Origin of the sequence: Streptacidiphilus jiangxiensis, assembly GCF_900109465.1 — a bacterium.
In the GTDB taxonomy this organism is placed as follows: domain Bacteria; phylum Actinomycetota; class Actinomycetes; order Streptomycetales; family Streptomycetaceae; genus Streptacidiphilus; species Streptacidiphilus jiangxiensis.
In genome coordinates this window covers 85,580-108,690 of sequence record NZ_FOAZ01000017.1, presented here as the reverse complement: position 1 = coordinate 108,690, position 23,111 = coordinate 85,580, and the positions used below count along the sequence as shown (strand labels likewise).

Below are 23,111 nucleotides of genomic sequence, written 5' to 3'. Positions count from 1 at the left end.
GTCGGCACCCGCGTGTCAGCCGCGCGCGGCGGAGATGGCGGCGCCGAGCGCCTCCTTGATGCGCGGCCCGAGCCGGGAGAAGCCCAGCTCCTTCATCGCCGCCCGCAGCAGCTCCTCGTCGGAGAGGCTGCCACCGCCGTCGGCGTCGATCCACCGCACGAGCGCTTCGAGCTGCGCGGCGGAGTACGCCGTGACGGGTCGCCCGGGCGTGATGTCCGGCTTCCCGCCGCCCGCCTGCGCCTGCGGCGCGGCCTCAGCGGGAACCTCCACCACAGGCTCCACGACCGGCGCCACGACGTCGGCGGCGGCCGCCTCGGCCTCCGGCTCCGCCTCCGTGACGGGCCCAGCGTCGCCCTCGGCGATGAGCTCCGCGGCCGCCTCCGTCTCGCCACCGACGCTCGGGCTTGCGGCCTCGGTCTCCGGCTCGACCTCGGTGGTGGCCTCGGGCTCCGTGTCAGCGGGGGCGTCGTCCTCGGTGACCAGTTCGGCTGCCGCGTCGGTGTCCGCGTCGGCCTCGGCGTCGGCGTCGGCCTCCGGCTCCTGAGCGGCCTCGGCCGTGGCGTCGGCCTCCGGCTCCTGAGCCGGCTCGGCCGTGGCGTCGGCCTCGGTCTCCGGCTCGACCTCGGTGGTGGCCTCGGGCTCTGTGTCAGCCGGGGCGTCGTCCTCGGTGACCAGCTCGGCTGCCGCGTCGCTGTCGGCCTCGGCCTCCGGCTCCTGAGCCGGCTCGGCCGTGGCGTCGGCCTCGGTCTCCGGCTCGGTGAGGAGTTCGGCGTCGGCCTCCGGCTCGACCTCGGTGGTGGCCTCGGGCTCTGTGTCAGCGGGGGCGTCGTCCTCAGTGACCAGCTCGGCTGCCGCGTCGGTGTCCGCGTTGGCCTCCGGCTCCTGAGCGACCTCGGTGCTGGCCTCCGGCTCTGTGTCAGCCGGGGCGCCGTCCTCGGTGACCAGCTCGGCTGCCGCGTCGGTGTCGGCCTCGGTCTCCGGCTCGGTGAGGAGCTCGCCTGCTGCCTCGGCGGTCGCCGCGGCCTCGGGCTCGGTCTCCGGCTCGGTGAGGAGCTCGGTGTCGGCCTCCGGCTCGGCCTCGGCGAACAGGTCAGCCTCGGCCTTGGCTTCGGCGTCGGTCTCCGGTGCGTCGATGAGCTCGAGGTCGGCGGTCGCCTCGGCCTCGGCCTCGGCCTTGGTCTCCGGCTCCTCCGCAGTCTGTGGCGTGGTCGCCGCGGGGGTGGACGTGTCCGGGAGGGACTCCGCCGGAGGCGCACTGCGCTGGGAGAGAAGGGAGGACGTGGTGGTCACGTCCGCCTGCTCCGCCGTCAGTTCGGTGAGGAGGTCGGTGAGACCCTGCGCCGTGAGGGAGTCGTGGAGCTCGCGGAGGCGCGGGAGGCGGTAGAGGGTGCCCTCGTCCGCCGCCAGGGCGTCGAGGAGGGAGGCCAGGTCCGCCAGGGGCAGTTCCTCCAGCGCGGTGCCGGGCTGGAGGAGTGCGGAGAGCTCGTCCAGGCCGGCGAGCGCCGCCTCCGCCGCGTCCGCCGCCGCGTCGAGGAAGGTGAGGTCCTGGGGGAGCGCCGGCGGGGTGTCGTCGCCGGTGAGGGACGCCCACTTGGCCCGCGCTGCGGACGCCTCGCCGAGGGCCTGGTGGAGGTCCTCGCGGCGGGCGCGCCCCGCGGCGAGCGCGCGGGCCCGGCGGCCGAGCTGACTGCGGCGCCACCAGGACTGGCTGACGCCCTGCTCGGTGCGCCACGCGGCGGACCCGGTCGCGGCGGCCAGCGCGTGCAGCGTGTCCGCGGAGGCGACGTACGCCTGCGGCTGCAGGACGGAGAGCGTGGCGCGGACCCGCGCGAGCACGGCGACGACGGCCGCGGTCTCGTGGACCGTCGCGGGGGTGCGCAGGCCGCGCACGGATTCCAGCCGTTCGGCGGCCTGCTGGAGGCCGGGGACGTGGTGGCCGCGCAGCTCGGCGAGGACCGTGGAGGCGGCGCGGGCGTCGTCCATCCGGGCCACGGAGTCGAACGCCGCGTACCAGGGGTTGGTCTCGGCGCGGAGGGTGAAGCCGCCTGCCTCCGCGTAACGGTGCAGGTCCTCCCGGGCTTCGGGGGACAGGAGTGGTGCGGGAAGGGCGCTGCTGCTGTGGGCGGAGGCGACAGTCATAAGCGGATGGTTCCCTGGCTGAGTCGGTGACGGGTGGCGGTGGGCCACCACGATAGGGGTAGTGGCCGACACAGCGTCGGGCACGTCCCCGCGAGTCGTCACGGGCGCGTCGCGCGAGGTGAGCCGGGCGTGGGATAGTCGCCGTTGCTCCGGGGGGTGTGTGGCGAGGTGGAGGGGTGCGCGGTGTACTTGGCGCACGCGTTCGGGAAGCGGTACGAACTACCGATCCCTTTGGCGTATTTTGTGCTCGGCGCGGCCCTGGTGGTCTTCGCCTCCTTCCTGGTGGTGCTGCCGCGACGCGTCGCGGCGGGCACCGTCGACGCGGCGCGCGCCGAGTTCGAAGCCCCGTTGCCGCGTGGGTGGTTGGCGCCCGCAGTGGGCGTGATGGGGCTCGCCGGCCTGGTCGTGGTGGGGCTCGCCGGCCTGGTCGTGGTGGGGCTGGTCGGCTCGCAGACGGTGGCGGAGAACATCCTGCCGACGGTCTTCTGGCTGGTGGTGTGGATCGCCGTGCCGCTCTCCTGCGGGCTGCTGGGTGACTGGACCCGGCCGCTGAACCCCTTCGCCGCCCTTGCCCGTCTCGGCGACAGCCCGACCGCACGGCGGCTGCTCCTCGGCAGCGCGCGGCCGGTGCAGTGGCCCGCCCGGCTCGGGTGGTGGCCGGCCACGGTCGCGTTCTTCGCGGCGGCCTGCGGGGAGCTGGTGTTCAACCAGAGCGCGACGCTGCCGCGGGTCACCGCGTGGGGGCTGTTCGGCTGGGCGGCGCTGTCGGCGGGGGCGGGACTGTTCTTCGGTGCCCCGGCGTGGACTGCGCGGGGCGAGCTGTTCTCGGTGCTGTTCGCGACGTGGGGGCGCCTGGGCCGGTTCCGGTTCGGGGCGCCGGGGCGGTCGGGCTTCGGTGGTGGGTTGGCGGCCGGGTTCGAGGCCGTGCCGAGCCGGATGGCCTTCCTGCTGCTGCTGTTGGTCTCGGTCTCTTTCGACGGGCTGCTCGCGACGCCGCTGTGGTCGCGGGCGCGGCTGGACGTGCTGGACGCCGCCACGGCCTCGGCGACGACGGTCCAGTGGGAGACCGTCGCGGCGTTCGCCCTGCTGGGGCTGGCGACCTGGCTGGTCTTCGGCGGGTTCGCCCACGCGGTGGCGCGCCTGGGCGGGCACGACGTGCGGCCCGTCGCCGCGCTGCACGGGCTCCTGCCCTCGCTGCTGCCGATCGCGTACGGCTACCTGTTCGCGCACAATCTTCAGTACCTGCTGGTCAACGGCCAGTTGCTGGTCCCGCTGCTGGGCAACCCGACGGGGCTGGACGGTGGCCAGTGGCTGCCTGCGCCGTTCGACGACAGCTTCGAGCCGCACACGCACCTGCTGCCCAGTGCGGCCTTCTGGTACGTCGCGGTGGTCGTGATCGTCGCGGTGCACGTGGTGGCCGTGGTGGTCGCGCACGGGCACCTCGCGCGCAGCGGTCGCGACGAGCGGGCGGCGAAGGCCTCGGAGTGGCCGTGGGTCGCGGCGATGGTCGCCTACACGATGGTGAGTCTGGTGCTCATGGCCCAACCGCTGGTCAAGGAGGCACCCGCGAAGCCGGCGACCTCGGCGGCGATCGGCGAGGTGGTGGCGCGATGAGGGTCGCCCGGGATCTCCCGTTCGTGGGCGGACTGGTCGGGTTGGCGTTGGCGGTCGCGCTGCGGGTGAGCCTGGCAGGCCGGGCCGGGGCGGGGTCGCCCACCGCCGGAGTGGTCTTCGGGACCGCGTTGGTCGTCCTCGCGCTCGTCTGCGGCCTGCCCAGGCCAGTGCTGAACCTCCGCCAGGCCGGGTGGGGTGCCGCGCTGGCGGCGGTGCTGTGCGTCGTCCCGGCCGTGCGCCGGGTGACGATGGGCGGCGTGGCCGAGCCGGAGGGGATGCTGCCGCTCTGGTCGGCCGTCGTCGCCTACGTGGCGGTGGCGGAGGAACTGCTGCTGCGCGGCGCCCTGTTCGAGCGGGCCAGGGAGCGGAGCGGCGACGTGGCCGCCGTCGCGGTGACCGCCCTGGCGTTCGCCCTGCTGCACGTGCCCGTCTACGGCTGGCAGGTGCTGCCGCTGGACCTGGCCGTCGGCGTCTGCCTGGGCGCGGTGCGCCTGGCCGCCGGGTCGGTGACGGCCCCCGCCGTCGCCCACACGCTTGCCGACCTGGCCGGCTGGTGGCTCCGATGAGCGCGATGCTCAGGCGTCCGCGCAGCCGGACGGTCCGGATGTCCGCGCTCTGCCTCGGCCTGCTGGCGCTCGGCTGGCTGCTGACCCCGCTGACGGCCACGCCACCGCTCTACGACGGCCTCGGCTTCCCCGACGAGCCCTACCGCTACGTCGTCGCACCGCCCGGCTACCAGCACACCGCGGCGCCGTCGGTGGGCGAGGACGACGGGATCGTGTTCAAGGGCGTCGGCCCCCAGTTGCTCCTGCCGGTGAGTGACGAGAACGGGCCGCAGGTGCAGGCGGGCATTCCGGCCTCGCAGCTGTCGATCCCGGCGGGCACGACCCAACTGGCCGCGAAGGCAACGCCGCTGGCGCTGACCGGCGCTGCGCCGTCCGACGGGACGGTGTGGGGGAACGTCTACCGGGTGACGGTGACGAGCGACCGGGGCCCGGTCGCGGCGACGGGGCGGCCGACCAGTGACAGCGTCATCAGCCTGCGCGCGCCGAGCGCGCAGCAGCCGGCGCCGGTCATGGAGTACCGCGCGACGCCGGGCGCGCCCTGGCAGGACCTCCGCACGACCCGGGTCGGCAACGACATCTACCAGTCCCCGCTCCCGGGCCTCGGCGACTACGCGCTGGTCCGCGTCACGCACCACGCGGCGCCGGCCGCGTCGCCGGGCGTGAGCCCGGCGCGGGAGGCCCTGCGCACCCTGCCGTGGGTACTCGCCGGCCTGCTTGCGGCGTTCGCCCCGGCGATCCTGGCGGTCCGCCTTCATCGCAGACGCTCCGGCGAAGCGTGAGTTGCACTCCCCTGAGGGCTATCCCCAGTTCGCGGCCAGGTGCACGCCTGCGAGAGCGATCAGCGCACCGGTGGCGAGGGACGCGCCGAGGAGGGTCCAGCGCAGGGCGCGGCCGGTCACGGGGTCGCTGCGGCGGAGGTCCGCGCTCACCAGGCGCGGCAGGCGCAGGAGGTGGGCCAGGACGTGGACGGAGGTCAGGCCGACCCAGAGCCAGAACGCGGCCTTGTGCAGGAACAGCACGGTGTGCGCGAGATCGCCGGGGCCGACCAGGGCCAGCGTGCAGCCGGTGGCCAGCACCGCGACCGTCATCAGGATCTGCAGCGGGCCGAGCAGGCGCAGCAGCAGCGGCGGGGTGCCGGCGCGGCGGTACGCGGGGTCGCCGCGGTAGTAGCGGTAGGCCCGGTAACAGGTCGTGCCGATCTTGAGCGCGACGGGGCCGAGCAGCGTCATGCCGACGAAGAAGTGGATCGTCAGCAGCTGCGTCAGGGACAGGATGGTGAAGCCCTGGACGGCCAGCAGCACGAGCAGGACCGTGCCCACCGAGGCGGTCAGCCGGGCGTTGCCCTCGGGGCCGCGTGACTGTCGCTGCTCCTGGCGCGAGGTGGCGACGGGTGCTGTGGTCACCGGGTGCTTCCTTCCGGGCGGGCCGACGGGGGACCTGTCCGCAGAGTCTGCATGATCGGTGACTAAGAACTCGTTCAGCCCGGCGTCGACAGGGTCACGACCGGCCACGCTCCAGACGCAGCGCCAGCACCGGACAGGCGGCGACCGCGCGCCGCGCGTGCGCGGCGAGCTCGGGCGGGACGGCGGCGCGGTGGACGATCGGGAAGCCCCACTCGTCCAGGGAGAGCAGTTCGGGCAGCAACTCGGCACAGGCGCCGTGGCCCTCGCAGGCGATCCGGTCGATCCGGAGCGCCAGTTCACGGGATCGTGTGAACGGCACGACGCTCACCTCCACTCCTGGGGGCCGGGCACCGCACCCTGCGGCACGGCGAGCACCGGCGACGTGGACGCGCCACCGCACGGGCCGAACTGCACGTGCCGGGCGACGTCCGCGGCGAAGGTCTGCAGTGCGGTCGCCGCCAGGCGGGACGCGCCGTCGGGGTGGCGGCAGGCGCCGCGGCCGGCGAGCAGGCCGACGCGCTGCTCCAGGCGCGTGAGGGACGGGCCGTCGAGGCGGCCCGCGGCCAGCGCGGCGAAGTCCTCGGCGACGGCGGGCAGGCCGAACCGGCACGGGCCGCACTGCTGGGCGCTGTTGCGGGCGAGGAAACCCAGGACGTCGGCGGTCTCGGCCAGGCCGCAGGCGCGCTCCGGCAGGGCGACCAGCACGCCCGCGCCGGGACCGGCGCCGAGCTGGGCGAGGTCCTGCTTGGTGAACCGGGCCGACAGCGCGGCCTCGGCCGGCAGCCAGCTGCCGAAGTAGCCGCCGACCAGGACGGCGGACAGCCGCTCGGCCGCCGCGCCCGCATGGTCGAGGAGCTGCCCCAGTCGTGCGCCCATGGGGGCTTCGTAGACGCCGGGGTGGTGGACGGCGCCGCTGAGCGTGACGAGCGTGGTGCCGGGCGCGTCGGGCGCGCCCGCCTCGCGGTACCAGGCGGGGCCGTAACGGGCGATCAGGGTCAGCTGGGCCAGCGTCTCGACGTTGTCGACGAGCGTCGGGCGCTTGCCGACGCCCCTCTCGAACGGGCGCGGCGGGGTGGCGGTGGGCCGGGCGTCGCCGCCGTTCAGCCAGTGGACCAGCGCGCTCTCCTCGCTGGAGACGTAGTGGTGCGGCAGCTCGTGCAGCTGGACCGGGACCGGGTCGAGCCGCAGCCGGACGCGCTCGGCGAGCGCGCCGCGCAGCGCGCGGACCTGCTCGGTGCGGGTCCGGGCCACGCACAGGTGGGCGGCGTTCGCGCCGACGGCGCGGGCGGCCAGCGCGATCCCGTCCAGCACGAGGTGCGGGGCCAGTTGCAGCAGCGTCTGGTCCTTGAGGCTGCCCGGCTCGCTCTCCATGCCGTTGGCGACCACGACGGCGGGGCCGCGTCCGGCCGCCACGGTGCTCAGCTTGCGGCCGGTCGGGAAGGCGGCGCCGCCGCGACCGGTCAGCCCGGCCTCGTCGACGGCCTGCCGCAGCGGTGCGGGAGCAGTGGCGGGAAGCGGGCCGTAGCGGTCCAGGTGGTCGGTCAGGTCGGCGGCGCGGCCGGTGCGGAACCAGCCTGCCAGCAGCCTGGTCCCGTGCGGGCCGGGACGGGAGCCGTCGGCGAGCGGCAGCGCTCTGGTGGCGTCGTGGGCCTCGTCGTAGGCGGCCTCGGCGGTCATCGGGTCACCCCTTCCGTCGTTGCGTGCGCGGCGGTCGTCGTGACGGCCGGTGCGAGGGCGCGGTGGGACCAGCCGGGGGCGAGCGGGCCGACGTGCAGGAAGCCGACCAGGGCCAGCGGCACGGCCAGGGTGGCCAGTCCGGCCGTCCACCGGGCCACGGCGTGTCCGGGCCCGGCCCGGAACAGCCGCCACCACACCGCGAGCACGACCGCGCCGAGGCAGATCAGGTAGAGGGCGAGCTGGAGGGTGTCGCGGGTGTCCGTCCCGGTCCCGGCGGCGTGGAAGACGGCGATCGGCCAGGAGGCGTAGGCGAGCCAGTGCACGGCCTTCCACCGGCGCTGCCCGAGCCGGAGCCGGATCCCGCTGGTCGCGCTGGTCAGCGCGACCGCGAGCAGCAGGTCGAGGGCGACCGTGCCGAGCCCCAGCCACAGCGTGCGGTAGTTCGCCGTGAAGGGCACCAGCGTGATCCACCAGCCCAGGTGGACGAAGGTGTCCAGGACCGCGGTGACGATGTGGAGGGCGAGGAAGACGAGCGTCAGGAACGCCAGGTTCCGGTGCAGCGCCGAGACCTCGAACCGGGCCACGGTGCGCGGCGCGTGCCGGCCACCGACGGCGATGCCGAGCGCGACCGTGGCCGTGAGCAGCACCAGCGCCACGGTGCCGCCGGCGCGGGTGGCGTACCACAGAGGGCTCGGCGCGGTGCTCGCGGCGAGCAGGGCGGCGTTCATGCGGCGTCTCCCGGGGCAGGCGCAGGGGTGTCCTCGGGCCAGCCGCCGAGGCGCAGCACGGTGCCGTCCACGTGGACGAGCCGCGCGGGCAGCCCGGCGTGCCGCAGCACGGTCGGGGCCTCGGGGCCCAGGACCAGGGCGGCGGTCGCGGCGGTGTTGGCGGCCACGCAGGTCGCGGCGGCGACGGTGACCGTGCGCCAGCACGGCTCGGGGTTGCGGCCGCTGCGCGGGTCGACGACGTGGTGCACCGGGTGGCCGTCGCGCCGCCAGGTGCGCACGGCGGTGCCGGAGGTGGCGATCCCGCCGCCGGTCACGGCGACGACGGGGGAGTCGGGGGCGGGCGCGCGGTGGTCGTCGGCGACGGCGATGCGCCAGCCGCCCGCCGGGGTGGCGCCCGAGACGGCCAGGTCGCCGCCGAGGTTGACCAGCACGCCGCAGCCGATCGACGCGGCCAGCAGCCGTGCGGCGCGGTCGGCGGCCCAGGCCTTGGCCGTCGCGCCGAGGTCGAGGGCGGTGCCGGCGGGCAGGCGCAGCCGACGTCGCGCCGGATCCCACTCGATCGCGCGCCGGCCGGGCGCCGGCGCCGTCACGGGGGTGCCCAGCTGCTCGGGGCGCAGGGAGGCGAAGGTCCGGTCGTAGCCGAGGCCGACCACCGCCGCGCCGACCGTCGGGTCGACCAGGCCGCCGCTCTCCTCGGCCGCCGTCAGCGCCACCTCCAGGGCCTCGGCCAGCCGCAGGCCCACGGTCACGGCGTGGCCCGTCCCGGCGGCCGCGTTGACGCGGGAGAGCTCAGAGTCGGGGCGGAAGCGGCTGCAGGCCGCGTCGATCGCGGCCAGCTCGGTGCGCAGCAGCCGCAGTGCCTGCGGCAGCGTGCCCGGGTCGGTGACCAGCAGATGCGCGGTCGTCCCGAACACCGGGAAGGAGGACTGGCCGGGCTCCGCCGCGGCGACGGGAGGGATGGTCATGAGCCACCCGTGGTGGTGTGTGTGGGCTGCGGGGTCGGCGCGGGCGGCGGAGCGGCCTGGGTCGGCGCGGGGGCGGCCGTGGTGGGGGCCGGGGCGGGCGGCACGTAGGCGCGGGTGGTCGCCGGGGCGACCTGGGCGGGGATCAGGCTGTGCGTGGGGCGCGGCGTCGGCCGAGGCGTCGTCGGGCTGGGCGCCGTCCGGGTGGGCGTGGGCGTGGGAGAGGCGCTGCTCGGGCGCGCCGAGGGACTGCTCGCGGACGCGCTCGGGGACGGACTCGTCGTGGACGCGGAGGGGGAGGGCGACGGGCTCGTGGTGCCTGTCGAGCCGCCGCCCGTGGAGGCCTGGGCGTAGCCGGTGGCCAGCGCGACGGATCCGGCCGCGGCGGCCACGGTCACCCAGCGGGTGGCGCTGCCCACGCGGCGCACCGAGCGGTCCCTGCGGTGGGAACGGGCGCGGGCGGCGGGCTGCTGCTCGGACGAGTCCATCCTGGCTCTCCTCGGGCGGTCGGCGACGGCTGGTCTGCCCGTCCAGCGTGCCCAGCAGAGCGTCGGATTCCGGTTCAGGAAGTACTAAGAAGTGGCAAACATGCAGCGTCCGCATGCGGACGGTTCAGTCGTTCGGCCGATCCCGGCGGTCGCGGCGCTCCCGCCGCTCGGAACGCGAGGCCACCGGGGCGGCCAGCAACCACAGTCGGACGGTGAGGCCGCCGCCCGGGGTCGGCTCCAGCGCGGCCCGCCCGCCGTTCGCGGTGACCAGGCGGTGCACGATGGCCAGGCCCAGCCCGGTGCCGCTCGCCCGCCCGGTGTCGAACCGGCGGAACGCCCGCTCCCGTGCCGCCTCGTCCATGCCGGGGCCGTCGTCGACGACGGAGAGCAGCACCTCGCCCTGCTTCGGGTCCGGCACCGCGCGGACGACGATCCGGCCGCCAGTCGGGACGGCGTCCAGGGCGTTGGCGAACAGGTTGTCGAGCACCTGCTCCAGATCGCCGGAGGTCAGCAGCGCGGTCAGCCCGGCCGGGCCCTGAGTGGCGAGCCGGACGCCGCGCTCCTCGGCCACCGGCTCCCAGGCGGCGATCCGGTCGGCCACCACGGCGTCGAGGCGCACCGCCACCTGCCGGGGGACGGAGTTCTCCGCGCGGGCGACCGCGAGCAGACCGTCGACGAGCCGGGACAGCCGGGCGATCTCGTCCTGCGCGCCGCCCAGCTCCTGTGCGGTCTCCGGGTCCGCGTCGGCCGCCAGCAGGTCCAGCCGCAGGCGCAACGCGGTGAGCGGGGTGCGCAGCTGGTGCGAGACGTCGGCGATCACCGCGCGGTGCCCGTGCATGAGGTTCTCGGTGCGGGAGGCCATGGTGTTGAACGTGGTGGCGAGCCGGCGCACCTCGGGCGGGCCGCGGGTGACCGTCGCGCGGGCGTCGAGCCGGCCCTCGCCCAGCCGGGCCGCCGTTTCGTCCAGGTCGACCAGGGGGCGGCTGACCCAGCGGGCCAACCGCACCGCCACCAGCACGCCCGCGCCGAGTGCGCCCAGCGCGCACAGGCTGAGCCAGCCCCAGATGGCCAGCAACTGCTCGTCCAGGCCGTCGGTGGAACGGGAGTAGACCAGCGCCCCCGACGGCGGCACGGTGTCGCCGATCGGGACGGCCAGGGTCAACCGGTCGTCGCGCTGGGCGGACTGCGGCTTCCCGGTGCGCAGCACCTCGGCCGGCGCGCCGGGCGGCAGGGCGCCGGTGGGGCAGGGCGTCGCGTAGAGGAGGGTGCCGTGCGCGTCGTAGACCTGGGCGCAGTCCCCACGCGCCGCGGCGGCGTCGAGCTGCTCACGGGCGTCCGCGTCGGAGCGATGGTCCGACAGGTGCTCCTCCGCGGCGGAGGCGACGGTCCGCGCCCGGGCGGCGGTCTCCTCGCGGAAGGAGTCGTTCTCCCGGGCGGTGATGGAGATGCCCAGCGGCACCACGGCGAGCACCAGCAGGGCCAGCACGAGACTCAGCACGCTGAGGGCGATGCGCCTGGTCACGCGTCGGGCCCCGGGACGGCCGAGGGGGTCGTCGCGGCGTCGGTGTCGCCCAGCCGGAAGCCCCGGCCGTAGACGGTCTCCACCAGGCCCGGCACGCCGAGCTTGCGGCGCAGTGCGGCGATGTGGACGTCCAGCACCTTCGTCGGCCCGTACCAGTGGGCGTCCCAGGCACGCTCCAGGATCTCCTGCCGGGTCACCACCCGGCCCGGGTCCACGGCCAGGCAGCGCAGGATGTCGAACTCCTTGGGCGTCAGCGCGACCTCCTGCCCGCCGACGGTGACCCGCTGGGTGCGCGGGTCCACGGTCAGCGGCCCGTGGACGACCAGTTCGCCGCCGCTGGGCCGGGTGCGACGCAGCACCGCGCGCAGCCGGGCCAGCAGTTCGGCCAGGCCGAACGGCTTGACCAGGTAGTCGTCCGCGCCCTCGTCCAGGGCGGCCACCCGGTCGGCCTCCTCGCCGCGCGCGGTGACCACGATGATGGCGGCGTCCGTCTGGCGGCGCAGCCGTCGGCAGACCTCCACCCCGTCCAGGTCCGGCAGCCCGAGATCGAGCAGCACCACGTCGGGGGTGGGCCGCGCGGCCAGCGCCTCCGCTCCGGTCCCGGCCCGGCGCACCAGGTAACCGGCCCGGGTCAGGCCGCGCACCAGCGAGTCGGCGATCCCCTGGTCGTCCTCCACGACCAGCACGGCCAGTGCGTTACCCGCCGTCGCCGCCGGTCCCGCTCCCGCTGCCGTGTCGCCGACCTGTGCCATTGCCCCAGCGTAGAACCCCGCTGCCTCCGCTCTCGTCCTGAACCCGGTATTGAGAGGATGGAGCGTCGAGAGACCGGAGCGAGGAGAGCGGGAGGAGTCGACGATGCGGATCACGGTGCTCACCGTCCCGGACTGCCCGAACGCCGGACTGGTCGGCGAGCGGCTCGACGCCGCGCTGGCCGGGCGGAAGGTTCTGGTGGAGTGGGTCGAGGTGCGGGATGCCGAGCAGGCCGCGGCCACCGGAATGACGGGGTCGCCCACCCTGCTGGTCGACGGCGTCGACCCGTTCGCGGTGCCCGGGGCGGTGCCGAGCCTGTCCTGCCGTCTCTACCGGTCCGCGAGCGGTGCCGTGCAGGGCGCTCCGGGCGTCGACGAGCTGCGGGCCGCCCTGGCCGGGGGGACTCCGGCCGCCGAGTGAGGGGCATCGTGGGCGCCGTCACACCCGGCGGATCCGACATGGACGGCGAAACTCTGTTACGGTTCAAGTACCGACGCGGGGTGGAGCAGCTCGGTAGCTCGCTGGGCTCATAACCCAGAGGTCGCAGGTTCAAATCCTGTCCCCGCTACTACGACTCTGTGGGCCCGGCCAGAAGGCCGGGCCCACAGGGCTTTTTTGTGGCTTCTTCTTGTGGCTCCCTGTGGAAGGTCCGTCGTGAACCACCGCACCAATCGGTCCAACGATCAGCGTCCGGCGACGCGCTTCGGACGTCCCCTCTCCCCGGAGGAGCGCGCCGGGAAGAAGGGCGGCGGCCAGCGCCGTGGCGGCCCCTCGGCCGGCTCCTCCTACGGGGCGCCGAAGCGCCGTCCGGCGAAGCGTCAGGTCCTCGCCCCGCAGGGCGAGTTCGAGGTGCCGACGCCGGAGACGCCGGGTCTGCCGCCGGTCGCGTCCTTCGAGGACATGGAGCTGCCGCGCGCCCTGAAGGCGACGCTGGTGCGCGAGGGCGTCACCGAGCCGTTCCCGATCCAGGCCGCCACCCTGCCCAACGCGCTGGTCGGACGTGACGTCCTCGGCCGCGGCCGCACGGGCTCCGGCAAGACCCTCGCGTTCGGTCTCGCACTGCTGGCCCGCACGGCCGGACGCCGCGCCGACACCAAGGCGCCGCTGGCGATGGTCCTGGTGCCGACCCGCGAGCTGGCCCAGCAGGTGCACGCCGCGCTCGCCCCCTACGCGACCGCCGTCAACCTGCGCGTCGCCACCGTTGTCGGCGGCCTGTCCATCGGCCGCCAGGCCGGCGAGATGAAGCGCGGCGTCGACGTGCTCATCGCCACGCCCGGTCGCCTGCGGGACCTGCTGGACCGCGGCGACGTCCGTCTCGACCGCGTCGAGATCACCGTGCTCGACGAGGCCGACCAGATGGCCGACATGGGCTTCCTGCCGCAGGTCACCGCGCTGCTGGAGCAGGTCCGTCCGGACGGGCAGCGACTGCTGTTCTCCGCGACCCTCGACCAGAACGTGGACCGCCTGGTCCGCCGCTTCCTGAGCGACCCGGTCACCCACTCCGTCGACCCGAGCGCCGGCGCGGTCACCAGCATGGAGCACCACGTGCTCTACGTGAACGACGGCGACAAGCGCGACGTGACGCTGGAGATCGCGTCCCGCGACGGTCGCGTGATCATGTTCGTGGACACCAAGCGCGCGACCGACCGCCTGGCCAAGGACCTGCTCGCCAACGGCGTGCTCGCCGCGGCCCTGCACGGCGGGAAGTCGCAGCCGCAGCGCAACCGGGTCCTGGAGCAGTTCAAGCAGGGCCAGGTCACCGCGTTGATCGCGACGAACGTCGCGGCCCGCGGCATCCACGTGGACGACCTCGACCTCGTCGTCAACGTCGACCCGCCGACCGACCCCAAGGACTACCTGCACCGCGGCGGCCGCACCGCCCGCGCGGGCGCGTCCGGCACCGTGGTCACCCTGGTGCTGTCGCACCAGCGCCGTGAGATGACGCAGTTGCTGCGGGACGCGGGCGTCCGGCCCAACGACGACCGGGTCCGCCCTGGCGACCCGGAGCTGGTCCGGATCACGGGCGCCCGGCGCCCGTCCGGCGTCCCGGTCACCATCCCCGTCCCGGTCCAGACCGCGGCGGCGCCCGCGCCGCGGGCGGAGCGCTCGCAGCGCCCCCGCCGTGCCGAGGGCTCGGGCCGCCCCCAGCGCAGTGGCCGCAGCGGCCAGGGCGAGCAGAGCCCCCGCGCCGGCCAGTCCGGCCCCCGCGCCGCCTCCAACAACCGCCCCCGCCGTCAGCCCCGCCCCGACGGCCGCGGCCGCGGCCAGAGCCAGGCCTGACCGACACCCCGAAGAGGCGCCGTCCGCGTATGCGGACGGCGCCTCTTCGGCTTGTCGGCTCCGTCGGCCTCCAGGCGGCGCACTCGTGTCCGAGAGCTGCTGCCCCGGTGCCTTGTCGACCGGGGTTTCCCCTGCGAGTTCGGTGAACGGCCCGGGGCGGCAACCGGCTGACAAGGCCGCCTGATCGACAGGACGGATCGGATCCGCGTGCGCCGCGCTCGCGCTCGCTGGTTCGCGTTCAAGGGCACCGACCGCCGCAGCCCCGACGAGCAGAAGGGCAACGCAACACCCCGGGCCCGCGCAGCGTGGGAGCTGGGCGGGCCCGGGGTGTTGGGGGGTGCGGGTGACCGGTGAGGTCAGTAGCCGCTGCTGCCGTAGGCGACGTTCTCGAAGGCGCCGTAGGTGGCGTTCGCGTAGCGGACGGCGGCGACGATGTTGTCGACCGGGTTCCAGATGTCGGTGTGACCCGGCAGGGCGTACGTCGCGAAGGTCGGGTCGATGACCTGCATCAGGCCCTTGGACGGGGTGCCGGCGGCGGCGTTGGAGTCCCAGTTGTTGATGGCGCTGGGGTTGCCCGAGGACTCGGTCATGGCGCGGGCCTGGATCGCGGCGGCCGGCGGAACGTGGTCGCCGTCGGCGGACAGGATCGCCTGGGCCTGGGCGATCCAGCCGCTCAGGTCGTTGGAGTAGGTCGGCGTCGCAGCGGCGGCAGCCGCAGCCGCAGCAGCGGCCTGGGCCTTCGCGGCGGCAGCGGCCTGAGCCTGCGCCTGGGCCTTCGCGGCGGCGTCGGCCTTCGCCTTGGCGGCGGCAGCCGCCTGCGCCTGGGCCGCGGCCTGCGCCTGCGCCTTGGCCTTGGCGTCGGCCTCGGCCTTCGCCTTCGCAGCGGCGTCCGCCTTGGCCTTCGCCTCGGCGTCGGCCTTCGCCTTCGCGGCGGCGGCGGCCTTGGCAGCGTCCGCGGAGGCGGAGGCGGAGGCCAGCGGGGCGCGCTGCTCGGAGCGGTTGGCGGTGTTGGTGGTGGGGCGCGCCACGGCCGAGGTGGAGGCCACGGCGGCGGTGTGGGGGGTGTCGCTGCCGGTCAGGGCGACGGCGGTACCGGTCGCGGCGCCGGTGACCAGGAGGGCGGCGCCGACGCCGGCGGTGATGCGCTTGTTCATGCGCACCGCGGAGAGGCGCTTGTTGAGGTGCACGAGGGAAAGACGGATCCGGGGACGCATGACACTCCGATGTCGAGGGGGCTGCCCACCACCGCAGAGCGCACGGAACCACGCGCACGCCGGGACGGCGTCGCAACGCAGGGTGCGCTCGGCGGCATTCGGGCACGGCCCGACCGAGCAGGGGAGCGTTCGGTGTTTGACAGGTCGGCGCTGGGCGCCGGTCACCGTGCTCCCGGCAGGCGATCGGTCCGCCTGCCTCGAGCACCGTCACATGCCCTTCACAAGCGGAGCAAGCCATACCGCCGGTAACGTGCGGCACGCCACACGGGGTCGGTGACCTGCGTCTCAGAGGTCACGGAGAGGTCTCCGCGGGTGGGATCGCGGGCCGGGCCGGGCGCGCCAAGGCACGGTCGTCCACGAATCGAACCCGCGGGCGCCGATTCGGGTCACGGGCCGGTCACGACCAAAACCGGGCAAGATCGACAGTCGCGCGTCGCGCCGGGTCGCACCGGGCCGTGCCGGGTCGCACCGGGCCGTGCCGGGTCCTATCGCACCGGACCTCGGAACCGGGAGGAGGCGAGTGGCGTCCAACGCGCGCAGACGCCACTGTGACCCCGGGAGCCTCGATGCCTCACCCCCGCACCGCGCTGGTCGCCGCAGCCGTCCTGGCCGTCGCCGGGCTCTCCGCCTGCGCTGGTGGTGGGCCCGCCGCCGCTCCGACGGGTGCGGCGGTCGCACCGGTCCCGTCGCTCGTGGGGAGCCCGACGGCGAGCGGCGGGTCGGTGGACGGGGTGAGCGCCTCCGCGGCGCCGGGAACGCCGACCACCGCGACAGCGTCGACCCCGGCGGGGGCGGCCGGTACGCCGAGCAGTCGTCCGGGCTGCCTCGGCGGCACCGTGGACGTCACCTTTCCCGGCGGCGGTGACCAGGTGCGCAGCGTCTGCGTCCACGTCGGCACCCGGATCCGGATCACCCTGGACGCCCGGCCCGGCGCCCCCTGGCGGGCCGTGGTCACCAGCGCTCCGCAGGTCGTGGCCCTGCTCGACGACACCGTCGGTGCCGGGGCCGTCGACGCCACCGCCCGGGCCGTGGCCGCCGGGACCGCCGTCCTGTCCGCCGACACCCGCCAACACCTGGGTGCCCCAGCGGAAGTGACGACGCATTGGCAACTGGACGTGACCGTCGTTCCCTGAGTCCCGCAGGTGCTGCCACAACTCTGGTGGTACCGGCCCCCGTCTGCTGCACTGGATCGCTGTACTGCGCAAGTCCCCTTCCGGCAAAGGAGACCAGCACGTGCAGGCAGCCCGGATCCGCATCCGTACCCGCGCCCGTACCCTCGCCGTCGGCGTCGTCGCCGCACTCGCCCTCGCGGCCGTCCCCGCGCACGCCGCGCCCCGAACCGCCTCCTACAACGCCTCCCCGCCCGTGAATCTCTCCGCCTCCTGCGCGGGGCAGGACGCCGAGACCATCCAGGCCACCGACCCCGCCGTCGGCGGCGTCTACGACGCGTGGATGGGGTGCAAGGGCATCGGTTTCTCGGCCTCGCTGAACGGCGGGACGAGCTTCGGCACACCGCTCACCATGCCCGGCAGCATCGGGCAGAAGGGCAGTCGGTCCTGGGACCCGGCCGTCACCGTCGCGCCCGACGGCACCGTTTACGTGGCGTTCATGGTGTCCCGTGCCGGGCAGACCTATCCGACGGTCGACGTCAGCACCGACCACGGTGCGAGCTTCCGGACCGCGGGCGTGATCACCCCGCCGGACGCGGGCAACTGGGGCGACCGGGACTTCATCGCCGCCGCACCCGACGGGACGCTCTACCTCACCTGGGACTACGGGCCGAGCTCGGCCGCGGTGACCTTCCTGTGCGCGACGAGCGGCAGCTGCTCGTTCGCGACCGGGGACGTCAACGCGGTCCTGCAGAAGTCCACCGACGGCGGGCGGACCTGGTCCGCGATGACGCACATCAGCCCCGGCTACCCGAACAGCGGCGCCGACAGCGCGCCGATCACCGTCGAGCCGGACGGCTCGCTCGACGTCGTCTACCAGGGCTACGCCGTCACGAACATCCCGACCGACACCCTGACCGTCGCCTCCCTCTACGCGACACGCTCCACGGACGGCGGCGCGACCTTCTCCCCGCCCGTCGCCGTCGGCGCCTCCGTCGGGACGATGAACACCGCCGAGTGGTGGATCGACGGCGCCGAGGCCCTCGGCCCGGACGGCACCCTGTACGCGACGTGGGACACCCAGGGGGCGAGCAGCGACACCGGCTGGCTCTCGTACTCCCGGGACCACGGCGCCACCTGGTCCGCTCCGGTCCAGGCGCCGGCGGACACCCTCCAGGTGCCGCACGTCGTCCAGGTCGTCGCGGGGCCCGCCGGGATCGCCTACGTGGGTTGGCTCTCCGACAGTGACCCGCGCGGCTACGCCCAGTACCTGCGGACCTTCTCCACCACCCAGGGCTGGCTGTCGGCGCCGGTCCAGGTCTCGCAGGGCTTCGGGACGAGCTCGGTGTGGCCCGGCGACACCTTCGGGTTCTCCGCGCTGACACCGACCCGCCTCGCCCTGGCCTGGGGGAGCGCGGTCGCGCCGACGGCCACCAAGGACGACATCTGGGCCTCCACCGTGGGCGTCGTCATTCCGTGACGCCACGGTGACGGACGGCGTACCCCGATCGCGCTACGCTCTGCCGCGCCCCCGACGGAACGACGACCGAACGACCAGGAGTGCGTGATGACGACGGCCCGAACCGGCGGACGGATCCTGGCCTCGGCGGCGACGCTCCTCACTCTCGCGGGCGCGGCCGGGTGCGGACCGAACACCGACGCCTACTACGAGCTGCAGACGGCGATCCAGAACCACATCACCAACGTCGACCATCGGCCGGTGGCCTCGGTGTCGTGCACCCCGCACGTCCGCGACACGATGCGCGGCGACACCGCCCACCTGCGCTGCGTGGTGGTCTTCAAGGACGGGACCTCCTACACGGCCAACGCGGAGATCGTGAACCAGAACGACGGCGGCCGGCACAACATGCCCGACCTCTACCGCTGGGACGCCCCACCCCAGCCGTGACGACCCGCAGCCGTGACGGCGTGTAACGAAACGTCCACAATCCGGGAGTGGGTGACGGGCGTTCCGGAAAGCCCCATACGATCTACCTGCTTCCTTCCGCCTCTGCGCCCGTCCGCACCCAGTCCTCCGGGGAGATCATGCAGCGCGACCTCGACATGCCCACGTGGTCGGGGGACGACCGCGCCTCCCGGCGGCGGAGCAGGAAGTGGCTGATCGCCTCGATCGCCGCGGTGGCCGTCGGGGGCGCCGGGACCGTGGCCGCCCTTGCCTACGCGCACGCCTCGCAGCCCGCGGCCAAGCCCGCCGCCCACGTGCCGGTGGTCACCCAGCCCACGGCCGTGCAGGCGGTGGCGGCGACGCAGGCGTTCCTCGCCTCCTGGGCCGGCGCGGACACGACCGCCGCCGCGCAGGACACCGACCAGCCCACCGCCGCCCAGCCCGCTCTGCAGACCTACGGTCTCGGCCTGCACACGACGGCCGTCTCGTTCACCGGGGTGGCCGCCGGCACGCCCGACCCGGCGGTCGCGGACGCGCTGCGCACCTCGTTCAAGGCGACCGCCGCCCTCGGCGGCGGCGGGAGCTTCGACTACACCGGCACGGCCGACGTGGTGGTCGTCGACGGCAAGCCGCTGGTCCACTGGGCGCCCTCGGTGCTCTACCCCGGGCTGCAGAGCGGCCAGTCGCTGACCTACGGGAGCATCCCGGCCACCACGGCGAAGGTCGAGGACCGCCACGGCGTGGTGCTGACCGGCAAGGCCTACCCCTCGCTCGCCGGGGTGCTGCATGCCCTGCAGACCCGCTACGCGGGCAAGGCCACCCGCACGCCCGGCCGGGGCGTCTCGATCACGCAGGAGGGCGGGACCGCCACGGCCAAGGTGCTGCGGGTGATCCACCCGGCCGTGTCCGGCACGATCCGTACCACGCTGGACGCCGGCCTCCAGGCCGCCGCCGAGCGGGCGGTGAAGGACTCCCACATCGGCACCATGCCGTCCGACGTCGTCGCGATCGACTACACCACCGGCGAGATCCGGGCGATGGCCTTCCGGGGCGGCGACGCGGCCTTCAACGGAGCCGCGGCGCCCGGGTCGACGATGAAGATGATCACCTCGGCCGCACTCTTCGACAAGGCGGGCCTCACCCCCGCCTCCTCGTCCCCGTGCGTGAAGAGCACCGTGATCAACGGTCAGACCTTCCACAACTTCCAGAACGAGATGGACCCGAAGGCCGACATCGCCAAGGACTTCGCGATCTCCTGCAACACCGGTTTCATCGACGCCGCCACCGCCCACCTGCACTCCGGGGACCTGCGCGAGGAGGCCCAGGACGTGTTCGGCATCGGCGACTGGAACATCGGCGTGCCGACGACCGACGGCAACGTGCCGGACGAGGGCGGCAGCACCAACCAGGTGGCCGCGCAGTCCATCGGGCAGGGCCGGGTGACCATGAACACCCTGGCCATGGCCTCGGTCGCGGCGACCATCGCCGACGGCGCCTTCCACCAGCCGATCCTGGTGCCCGGGTTGGCGCAGCAGTCGGCCAAGCGCCCGATCACCACGGCCACCGCGTCCGCGCTGCGGCAGATGATGCTGCTCACGGCGACCGCCTCCTACGGCACCGCGGAGCCGCGGATGACGGGCATCAACGGCGGCGCCAAGACCGGTACCGCGGAGACCGCGACGGGCACCAACGGCTGGTTCGCCGCCTACGACACCGCCAACCACCTGGCCGTCGACGCGCTCGTCATCGGCGGCAAGGAGGGCGTCCTGTCGGCCGGTTACGTCGCCCGCGACGTGCTGCTGGCGGGCTGACCCGGACCCACCACGGTCCGTCGTCAGCCCAGCTGGCGGCGGACCAGCTCGCGGAAGAGCCCCTCGGTTTCGGCCAGCAGCTGCGCGGGCGTGCCCTGTTGGACGATCTGCCCGTGCGACAGCACGAGCACCCGGTCGGCGTCCATCACCGTCGAGAGCCGGTGGGCGATCACCACCCGGGTGGCGTGCAGCGCGCGCGTGGCGGCGGTGACGATGCCCTGGGTCTCGTTGTCCAAGGCGCTGGTGGCCTCGTCGAACAGGAGGATGCGCGGGCGCCGGACCAGGGCCTGGGCGATCATGAGGCGTTGGCGCTGGCCCCCGGAGACGGTGCCCCCGCCGTCGGCCAGCACGGTGTGCAGGCCCATCGGCATCGCCCTGACGTCCTCGGCCAGGCCGGCCATCGCGACGGCCTCCCACACCTCCTCGACGGTGTGCGGCTCGGTGCCGCGCACGCAGTCCAGGATCGAGCCGCCGAACGGCTGCGCGTCCTGCAGCACCACGCCCAACTGGCGGCGCACCGCCGCCCGGTCGAGACCGGCGAGGTCCTGCCCGTCGTAGCGCACGGCGCCGGTGGTGGGTCGCTCGAACCCGACGAGCAGCCGCAGCAGCGTCGACTTGCCGCACCCGCTGGCGCCGACCACGGCCACGAACTCGCCCGGCTCGATGCGGAAGGAGAGGTCGTGCAGGACCAGCGGGCCGTCCTCGTCGTAGCGGAAGGACAGGTTGGCGACCTCGATCGCGCCGGACAGGGTCCCGGGCAGCGCACTGCCGCCGGGCACCTCGGGGGCCGCGTCCAGGACCGGCCGCAGCTGCTCGAAGAGCGGCAGCGCTGCAGCCACCGCCAGCAGGGAGCCGGTCAGTTGGGTCACCGAGGTGAGCACCATGGTGAGCGAGGAGGCGAAGGTGAGGAAGCCGGAGGCGGAGAGCGCGCCCCGGGCCGGCCCCGCCAGCAGCGCGAACAGGCCGAGCATGCACAGCGGCAGGTAGACCGCGCTGCACACGGTGGTCAGGTTCCGGATCCGGCCCACCCGCCGCTGCAGTTCGCGGCTGCGGGCGAACTCGGTCGCCCAGGCCCCGTAGGCGAAGTCCTCCGCCCCGGCGACGCGCAGCTTGGGCAGGCCGCGCAGGGTCTGGAAGGCGCGGTTGTTGAGCTTGTTCGTGAGCGTGGTCAACGCCCGCTGGTGGCGCAGCTGCCAGAGCCCCAGGCCGAGAAAGACCGCCCCGATCACCACCAGCACCGCGAGCGCGGCCAGCGTCAGCGGGACGCTGTAGCCGAGCAGCAGGACCAGGTTGACCACGGCGACGGTGCCCGCCTGCACGGCCACCGAGCTGACCCCGGACAGGATCCGGCGGATCGCGCTGATGCCCATCGCGGCCGACGCCAGCTCCCCGGTGGAGCGCCCGGCGAAGAACCGGGTCGGCAGGCGCAGCAGCCGGTCCCAGACGGCCGGTTGCAGGGTGGCCTCGACGCGTCCCTCGAGGCGCAGGATCGAGACGTTCTCCATCAGCAGGAACGCGGCCGAGACCAGGGTGGTGGCGAGGATCGCCACCGAGGTGCGGACGACGGCGTCACTCTCGGCGTTCGGCACGTAGGTGCCGAGCACCTGCCCGGTGGCGAGGGGGACGAGCGTGCCCAGAGCCACCGCCACCAGACCGCTGAGCACCAGGCGGTACAGGTCCGCCCGGGTGCCGTGCAGGCTGAACCGCAGCAGTCGCCACAGGGTCAGTGGCTGCTCGGGGAGCGGCCGGTGGAAGAGCAGGGCCTCGGGTGCGAAGTGGTCGGCGTTGCTCTCGGAGATCCGGCTGCGGCGGCGGGTGGTCGGGTCCACCCAGGTGTAGCCGCCACGGCGCCACAACAGCGCGCCGGGGGCCCCGGAGCCGGCCCGGAACCCCAGCAGCGGTCCGGCGTCCTCGCGCCACCAGCGCCCGGAGAGCCGCACCGGTCGGGTGCGGAAGCGGGAGGCCGTGGCGAGGCGCTCGACGGGCGACTGCCGGTCGTCCGCGCCGTCCGCGCCGTCCTCGGCTGGGGCACCGGTGACGGGCGTGGTGATCACGATCCCGGCCGCCGCCGCGACGAGGCGGCAGGCGGTGAGCGTGGCGTCGTCGGTGGCGGGGGCCGTTGCGGACCGGTCGCCGCCTCGGCCGTGGTCCGAGCGGTCGTGGTCCGAGCGCTTGCGCTGGGAGCGGTCGCGCGGCGATCCGCTGAGGGAGGTGAGCAGGGCCCGGTCGGCCTGGGCACGGGCAGCCGCGCCCGCCTGGACGCCGGCCTCCGCCCGGTCCTGGTGGGCGCGTTCGAGCTCGTCGATCCAGCGGTCCAGGGCGAACAGCAGTCGGCTCTGCTGGTCGACGAGCCGCTGCCAGGTCGTCGGCTCGATGAACAGGTCGCGTGCCGTCGCGTGACCGTGCACGGCCCCGTGGACCAGGCTGCCGGGAGCGAGCGACAGCCACTGGATGTCCTCGTCGGCGAACTCCCGGAAGTCCCATCCGTCGGCACACGCCTCGAAGAGCAACCGCAGTCCGTGGCCGACGCCCTGTGCGAAGGCGTCCTCCAGCGGGGACAGCAGGCCGCCGGCGCCGTAGCCGGACCACTCGGGGGAGTGGTGGGGGTGGAAGAAGAGCTCCCGGAGCTGGATCCGGTGCAGCACGCAGCCCGGCAGGGGTCGGCCGACCAGGGTGTGCCGGGGGCCGACCGCCGGACCGGGCAGCAGTTCCCCCGGCTCCAGCCGACCCAGGGGCTGCCAACGGCCTTGCAGCGCCTCGTCGACGGCGAACAGGTCCATCGCCCCCGCGACGACCAGCCAGACCACGTCGGGCCCCTCCAGGGACAGCCGCCGCAGCCCCGTGCAGTCGACCGGCGTGCCGAGGGTGCCGAGGGTGCCGAGGGTGGCGAGGGTGGTGAGGCCCGAGGCGTCGGCGTGGACCGGCGGGTGAACGGAGGTCAC

20 protein-coding genes and 1 tRNA gene are annotated in these 23,111 nt (G+C 74.8%); 10 read left to right on the top strand and 11 right to left on the bottom strand.

Annotated features, from left to right (window positions below):
* Positions 1–15: 15 nt before the first annotated feature.
* On the bottom strand, positions 16–2,139 hold the full coding sequence (locus BMY61_RS46545) for a ribonuclease E domain-containing protein (protein ID WP_042443226.1): 2,124 nt from the start codon (positions 2,137–2,139) through the stop codon (positions 16–18).
* A 231-nt stretch (positions 2,140–2,370) separates the two neighbouring features.
* On the opposite strand from BMY61_RS46545, the gene BMY61_RS28745 reads away from it, so the two are divergent.
* From BMY61_RS28745 to BMY61_RS28735, 3 genes are read left to right on the top strand one after another with little or no spacing between them, the layout of a single operon-like run.
* Positions 2,371–3,753: a hypothetical protein gene (locus tag BMY61_RS28745; RefSeq protein ID WP_143094567.1), complete on the top strand. Its 1,383-nt coding sequence runs from the start codon at positions 2,371–2,373 to the stop codon at positions 3,751–3,753.
* The gene (locus tag BMY61_RS28740; protein WP_042443230.1) at positions 3,750–4,319 is read left to right on the top strand and encodes a CPBP family intramembrane glutamic endopeptidase; all 570 of its coding nucleotides are present in this window, start codon (positions 3,750–3,752) and stop codon (positions 4,317–4,319) included. Before BMY61_RS28745 ends, BMY61_RS28740 begins: the two co-directional genes overlap by 4 nt.
* Entirely contained in the window at positions 4,316–5,098 is a 783-nt protein-coding gene (locus BMY61_RS28735; RefSeq protein ID WP_052438364.1) for a hypothetical protein, read from the top strand. The genes BMY61_RS28740 and BMY61_RS28735 overlap by 4 nt, the downstream gene beginning before the upstream one ends.
* An 18-nt stretch (positions 5,099–5,116) precedes the next feature.
* On the opposite strand, the gene BMY61_RS28730 is transcribed toward BMY61_RS28735, so the two are convergent.
* From BMY61_RS28730 to BMY61_RS28690, 8 genes are all read right to left on the bottom strand, one after another.
* The gene (locus BMY61_RS28730; RefSeq protein ID WP_042443234.1) at positions 5,117–5,722 is read right to left on the bottom strand and encodes a hypothetical protein; all 606 of its coding nucleotides are present in this window, start codon (positions 5,720–5,722) and stop codon (positions 5,117–5,119) included.
* Between the two features lie 94 nt (positions 5,723–5,816).
* Positions 5,817–6,041 carry a ferredoxin gene (locus tag BMY61_RS28725; RefSeq protein WP_236655877.1) on the bottom strand — a complete coding sequence of 75 codons (225 nt, stop codon included), beginning with the start codon at positions 6,039–6,041 and terminating at the stop codon, positions 5,817–5,819.
* Between the two features lie 5 nt (positions 6,042–6,046).
* Entirely contained in the window at positions 6,047–7,399 is a 1,353-nt protein-coding gene (locus tag BMY61_RS28720; RefSeq protein WP_082014767.1) for an NADH-ubiquinone oxidoreductase-F iron-sulfur binding region domain-containing protein, read from the bottom strand.
* Positions 7,396–8,127, bottom strand: coding sequence for a ferric reductase-like transmembrane domain-containing protein (locus BMY61_RS28715; protein ID WP_042443235.1), 732 nt, complete (start codon positions 8,125–8,127; stop codon positions 7,396–7,398). The genes BMY61_RS28720 and BMY61_RS28715 overlap by 4 nt, the downstream gene beginning before the upstream one ends.
* Entirely contained in the window at positions 8,124–9,092 is a 969-nt protein-coding gene (locus BMY61_RS28710; protein WP_042443236.1) for an FAD:protein FMN transferase, read from the bottom strand. Before BMY61_RS28710 ends, BMY61_RS28715 begins: the two co-directional genes overlap by 4 nt.
* Positions 9,089–9,577: a hypothetical protein gene (locus BMY61_RS45340; protein WP_143094566.1), complete on the bottom strand. Its 489-nt coding sequence runs from the start codon at positions 9,575–9,577 to the stop codon at positions 9,089–9,091. The genes BMY61_RS28710 and BMY61_RS45340 overlap by 4 nt, the downstream gene beginning before the upstream one ends.
* A gap of 124 nt (positions 9,578–9,701) precedes the next feature.
* The gene (locus BMY61_RS28695) at positions 9,702–11,099 is read right to left on the bottom strand and encodes a sensor histidine kinase (RefSeq protein ID WP_042443240.1); all 1,398 of its coding nucleotides are present in this window, start codon (positions 11,097–11,099) and stop codon (positions 9,702–9,704) included.
* Positions 11,096–11,851, bottom strand: coding sequence for a response regulator transcription factor (locus BMY61_RS28690; RefSeq protein ID WP_082014768.1), 756 nt, complete (start codon positions 11,849–11,851; stop codon positions 11,096–11,098). Before BMY61_RS28690 ends, BMY61_RS28695 begins: the two co-directional genes overlap by 4 nt.
* 103 nt (positions 11,852–11,954) lie before the next feature.
* Here BMY61_RS28690 and BMY61_RS28685 point away from each other — a divergent pair, with 103 nt between their 5' ends.
* From BMY61_RS28685 to BMY61_RS28675, 3 genes are all read left to right on the top strand, one after another.
* Positions 11,955–12,269: a DsbA family protein gene (locus tag BMY61_RS28685; protein ID WP_042443242.1), complete on the top strand. Its 315-nt coding sequence runs from the start codon at positions 11,955–11,957 to the stop codon at positions 12,267–12,269.
* Between the two features lie 74 nt (positions 12,270–12,343).
* Positions 12,344–12,417: transfer RNA gene (locus BMY61_RS28680), tRNA-Met, on the top strand.
* Positions 12,418–12,503: 86 nt separating this feature from the next.
* Positions 12,504–14,129 carry a DEAD/DEAH box helicase gene (locus tag BMY61_RS28675; protein ID WP_075004099.1) on the top strand — a complete coding sequence of 542 codons (1,626 nt, stop codon included), beginning with the start codon at positions 12,504–12,506 and terminating at the stop codon, positions 14,127–14,129.
* 356 nt (positions 14,130–14,485) lie between these two features.
* Here the strand turns inward: BMY61_RS28675 and BMY61_RS28670 are convergent, their stop codons facing one another.
* A complete protein-coding gene (locus BMY61_RS28670; protein WP_143094565.1) occupies positions 14,486–15,343 on the bottom strand; it encodes a lytic transglycosylase domain-containing protein in 858 nt (285 codons plus the stop codon).
* Positions 15,344–15,909: 566 nt separating this feature from the next.
* Here BMY61_RS28670 and BMY61_RS28665 point away from each other — a divergent pair.
* The 4 genes from BMY61_RS28665 to BMY61_RS28650 all read left to right on the top strand — a co-directional run bounded on the left by BMY61_RS28665 (position 15,910) and on the right by BMY61_RS28650 (position 20,169).
* On the top strand, positions 15,910–16,476 hold the full coding sequence (locus tag BMY61_RS28665) for a hypothetical protein (RefSeq protein WP_052438366.1): 567 nt from the start codon (positions 15,910–15,912) through the stop codon (positions 16,474–16,476).
* 100 nt (positions 16,477–16,576) lie between these two features.
* Positions 16,577–17,932, top strand: coding sequence for a sialidase family protein (locus BMY61_RS28660; protein WP_042443244.1), 1,356 nt, complete (start codon positions 16,577–16,579; stop codon positions 17,930–17,932).
* 87 nt (positions 17,933–18,019) lie between these two features.
* Positions 18,020–18,361: a hypothetical protein gene (locus tag BMY61_RS28655; protein WP_042443246.1), complete on the top strand. Its 342-nt coding sequence runs from the start codon at positions 18,020–18,022 to the stop codon at positions 18,359–18,361.
* Between the two features lie 137 nt (positions 18,362–18,498).
* Positions 18,499–20,169, top strand: a complete 1,671-nt coding sequence (locus BMY61_RS28650; RefSeq protein ID WP_052438367.1) for a penicillin-binding transpeptidase domain-containing protein — start codon at positions 18,499–18,501, stop codon at positions 20,167–20,169.
* A 23-nt stretch (positions 20,170–20,192) separates the two neighbouring features.
* Here BMY61_RS28650 and BMY61_RS28645 read toward each other — a convergent pair whose 3' ends face one another.
* Positions 20,193–23,111, bottom strand: coding sequence for an NHLP bacteriocin export ABC transporter permease/ATPase subunit (locus BMY61_RS28645; RefSeq protein WP_042443248.1), 2,919 nt, complete (start codon positions 23,109–23,111; stop codon positions 20,193–20,195).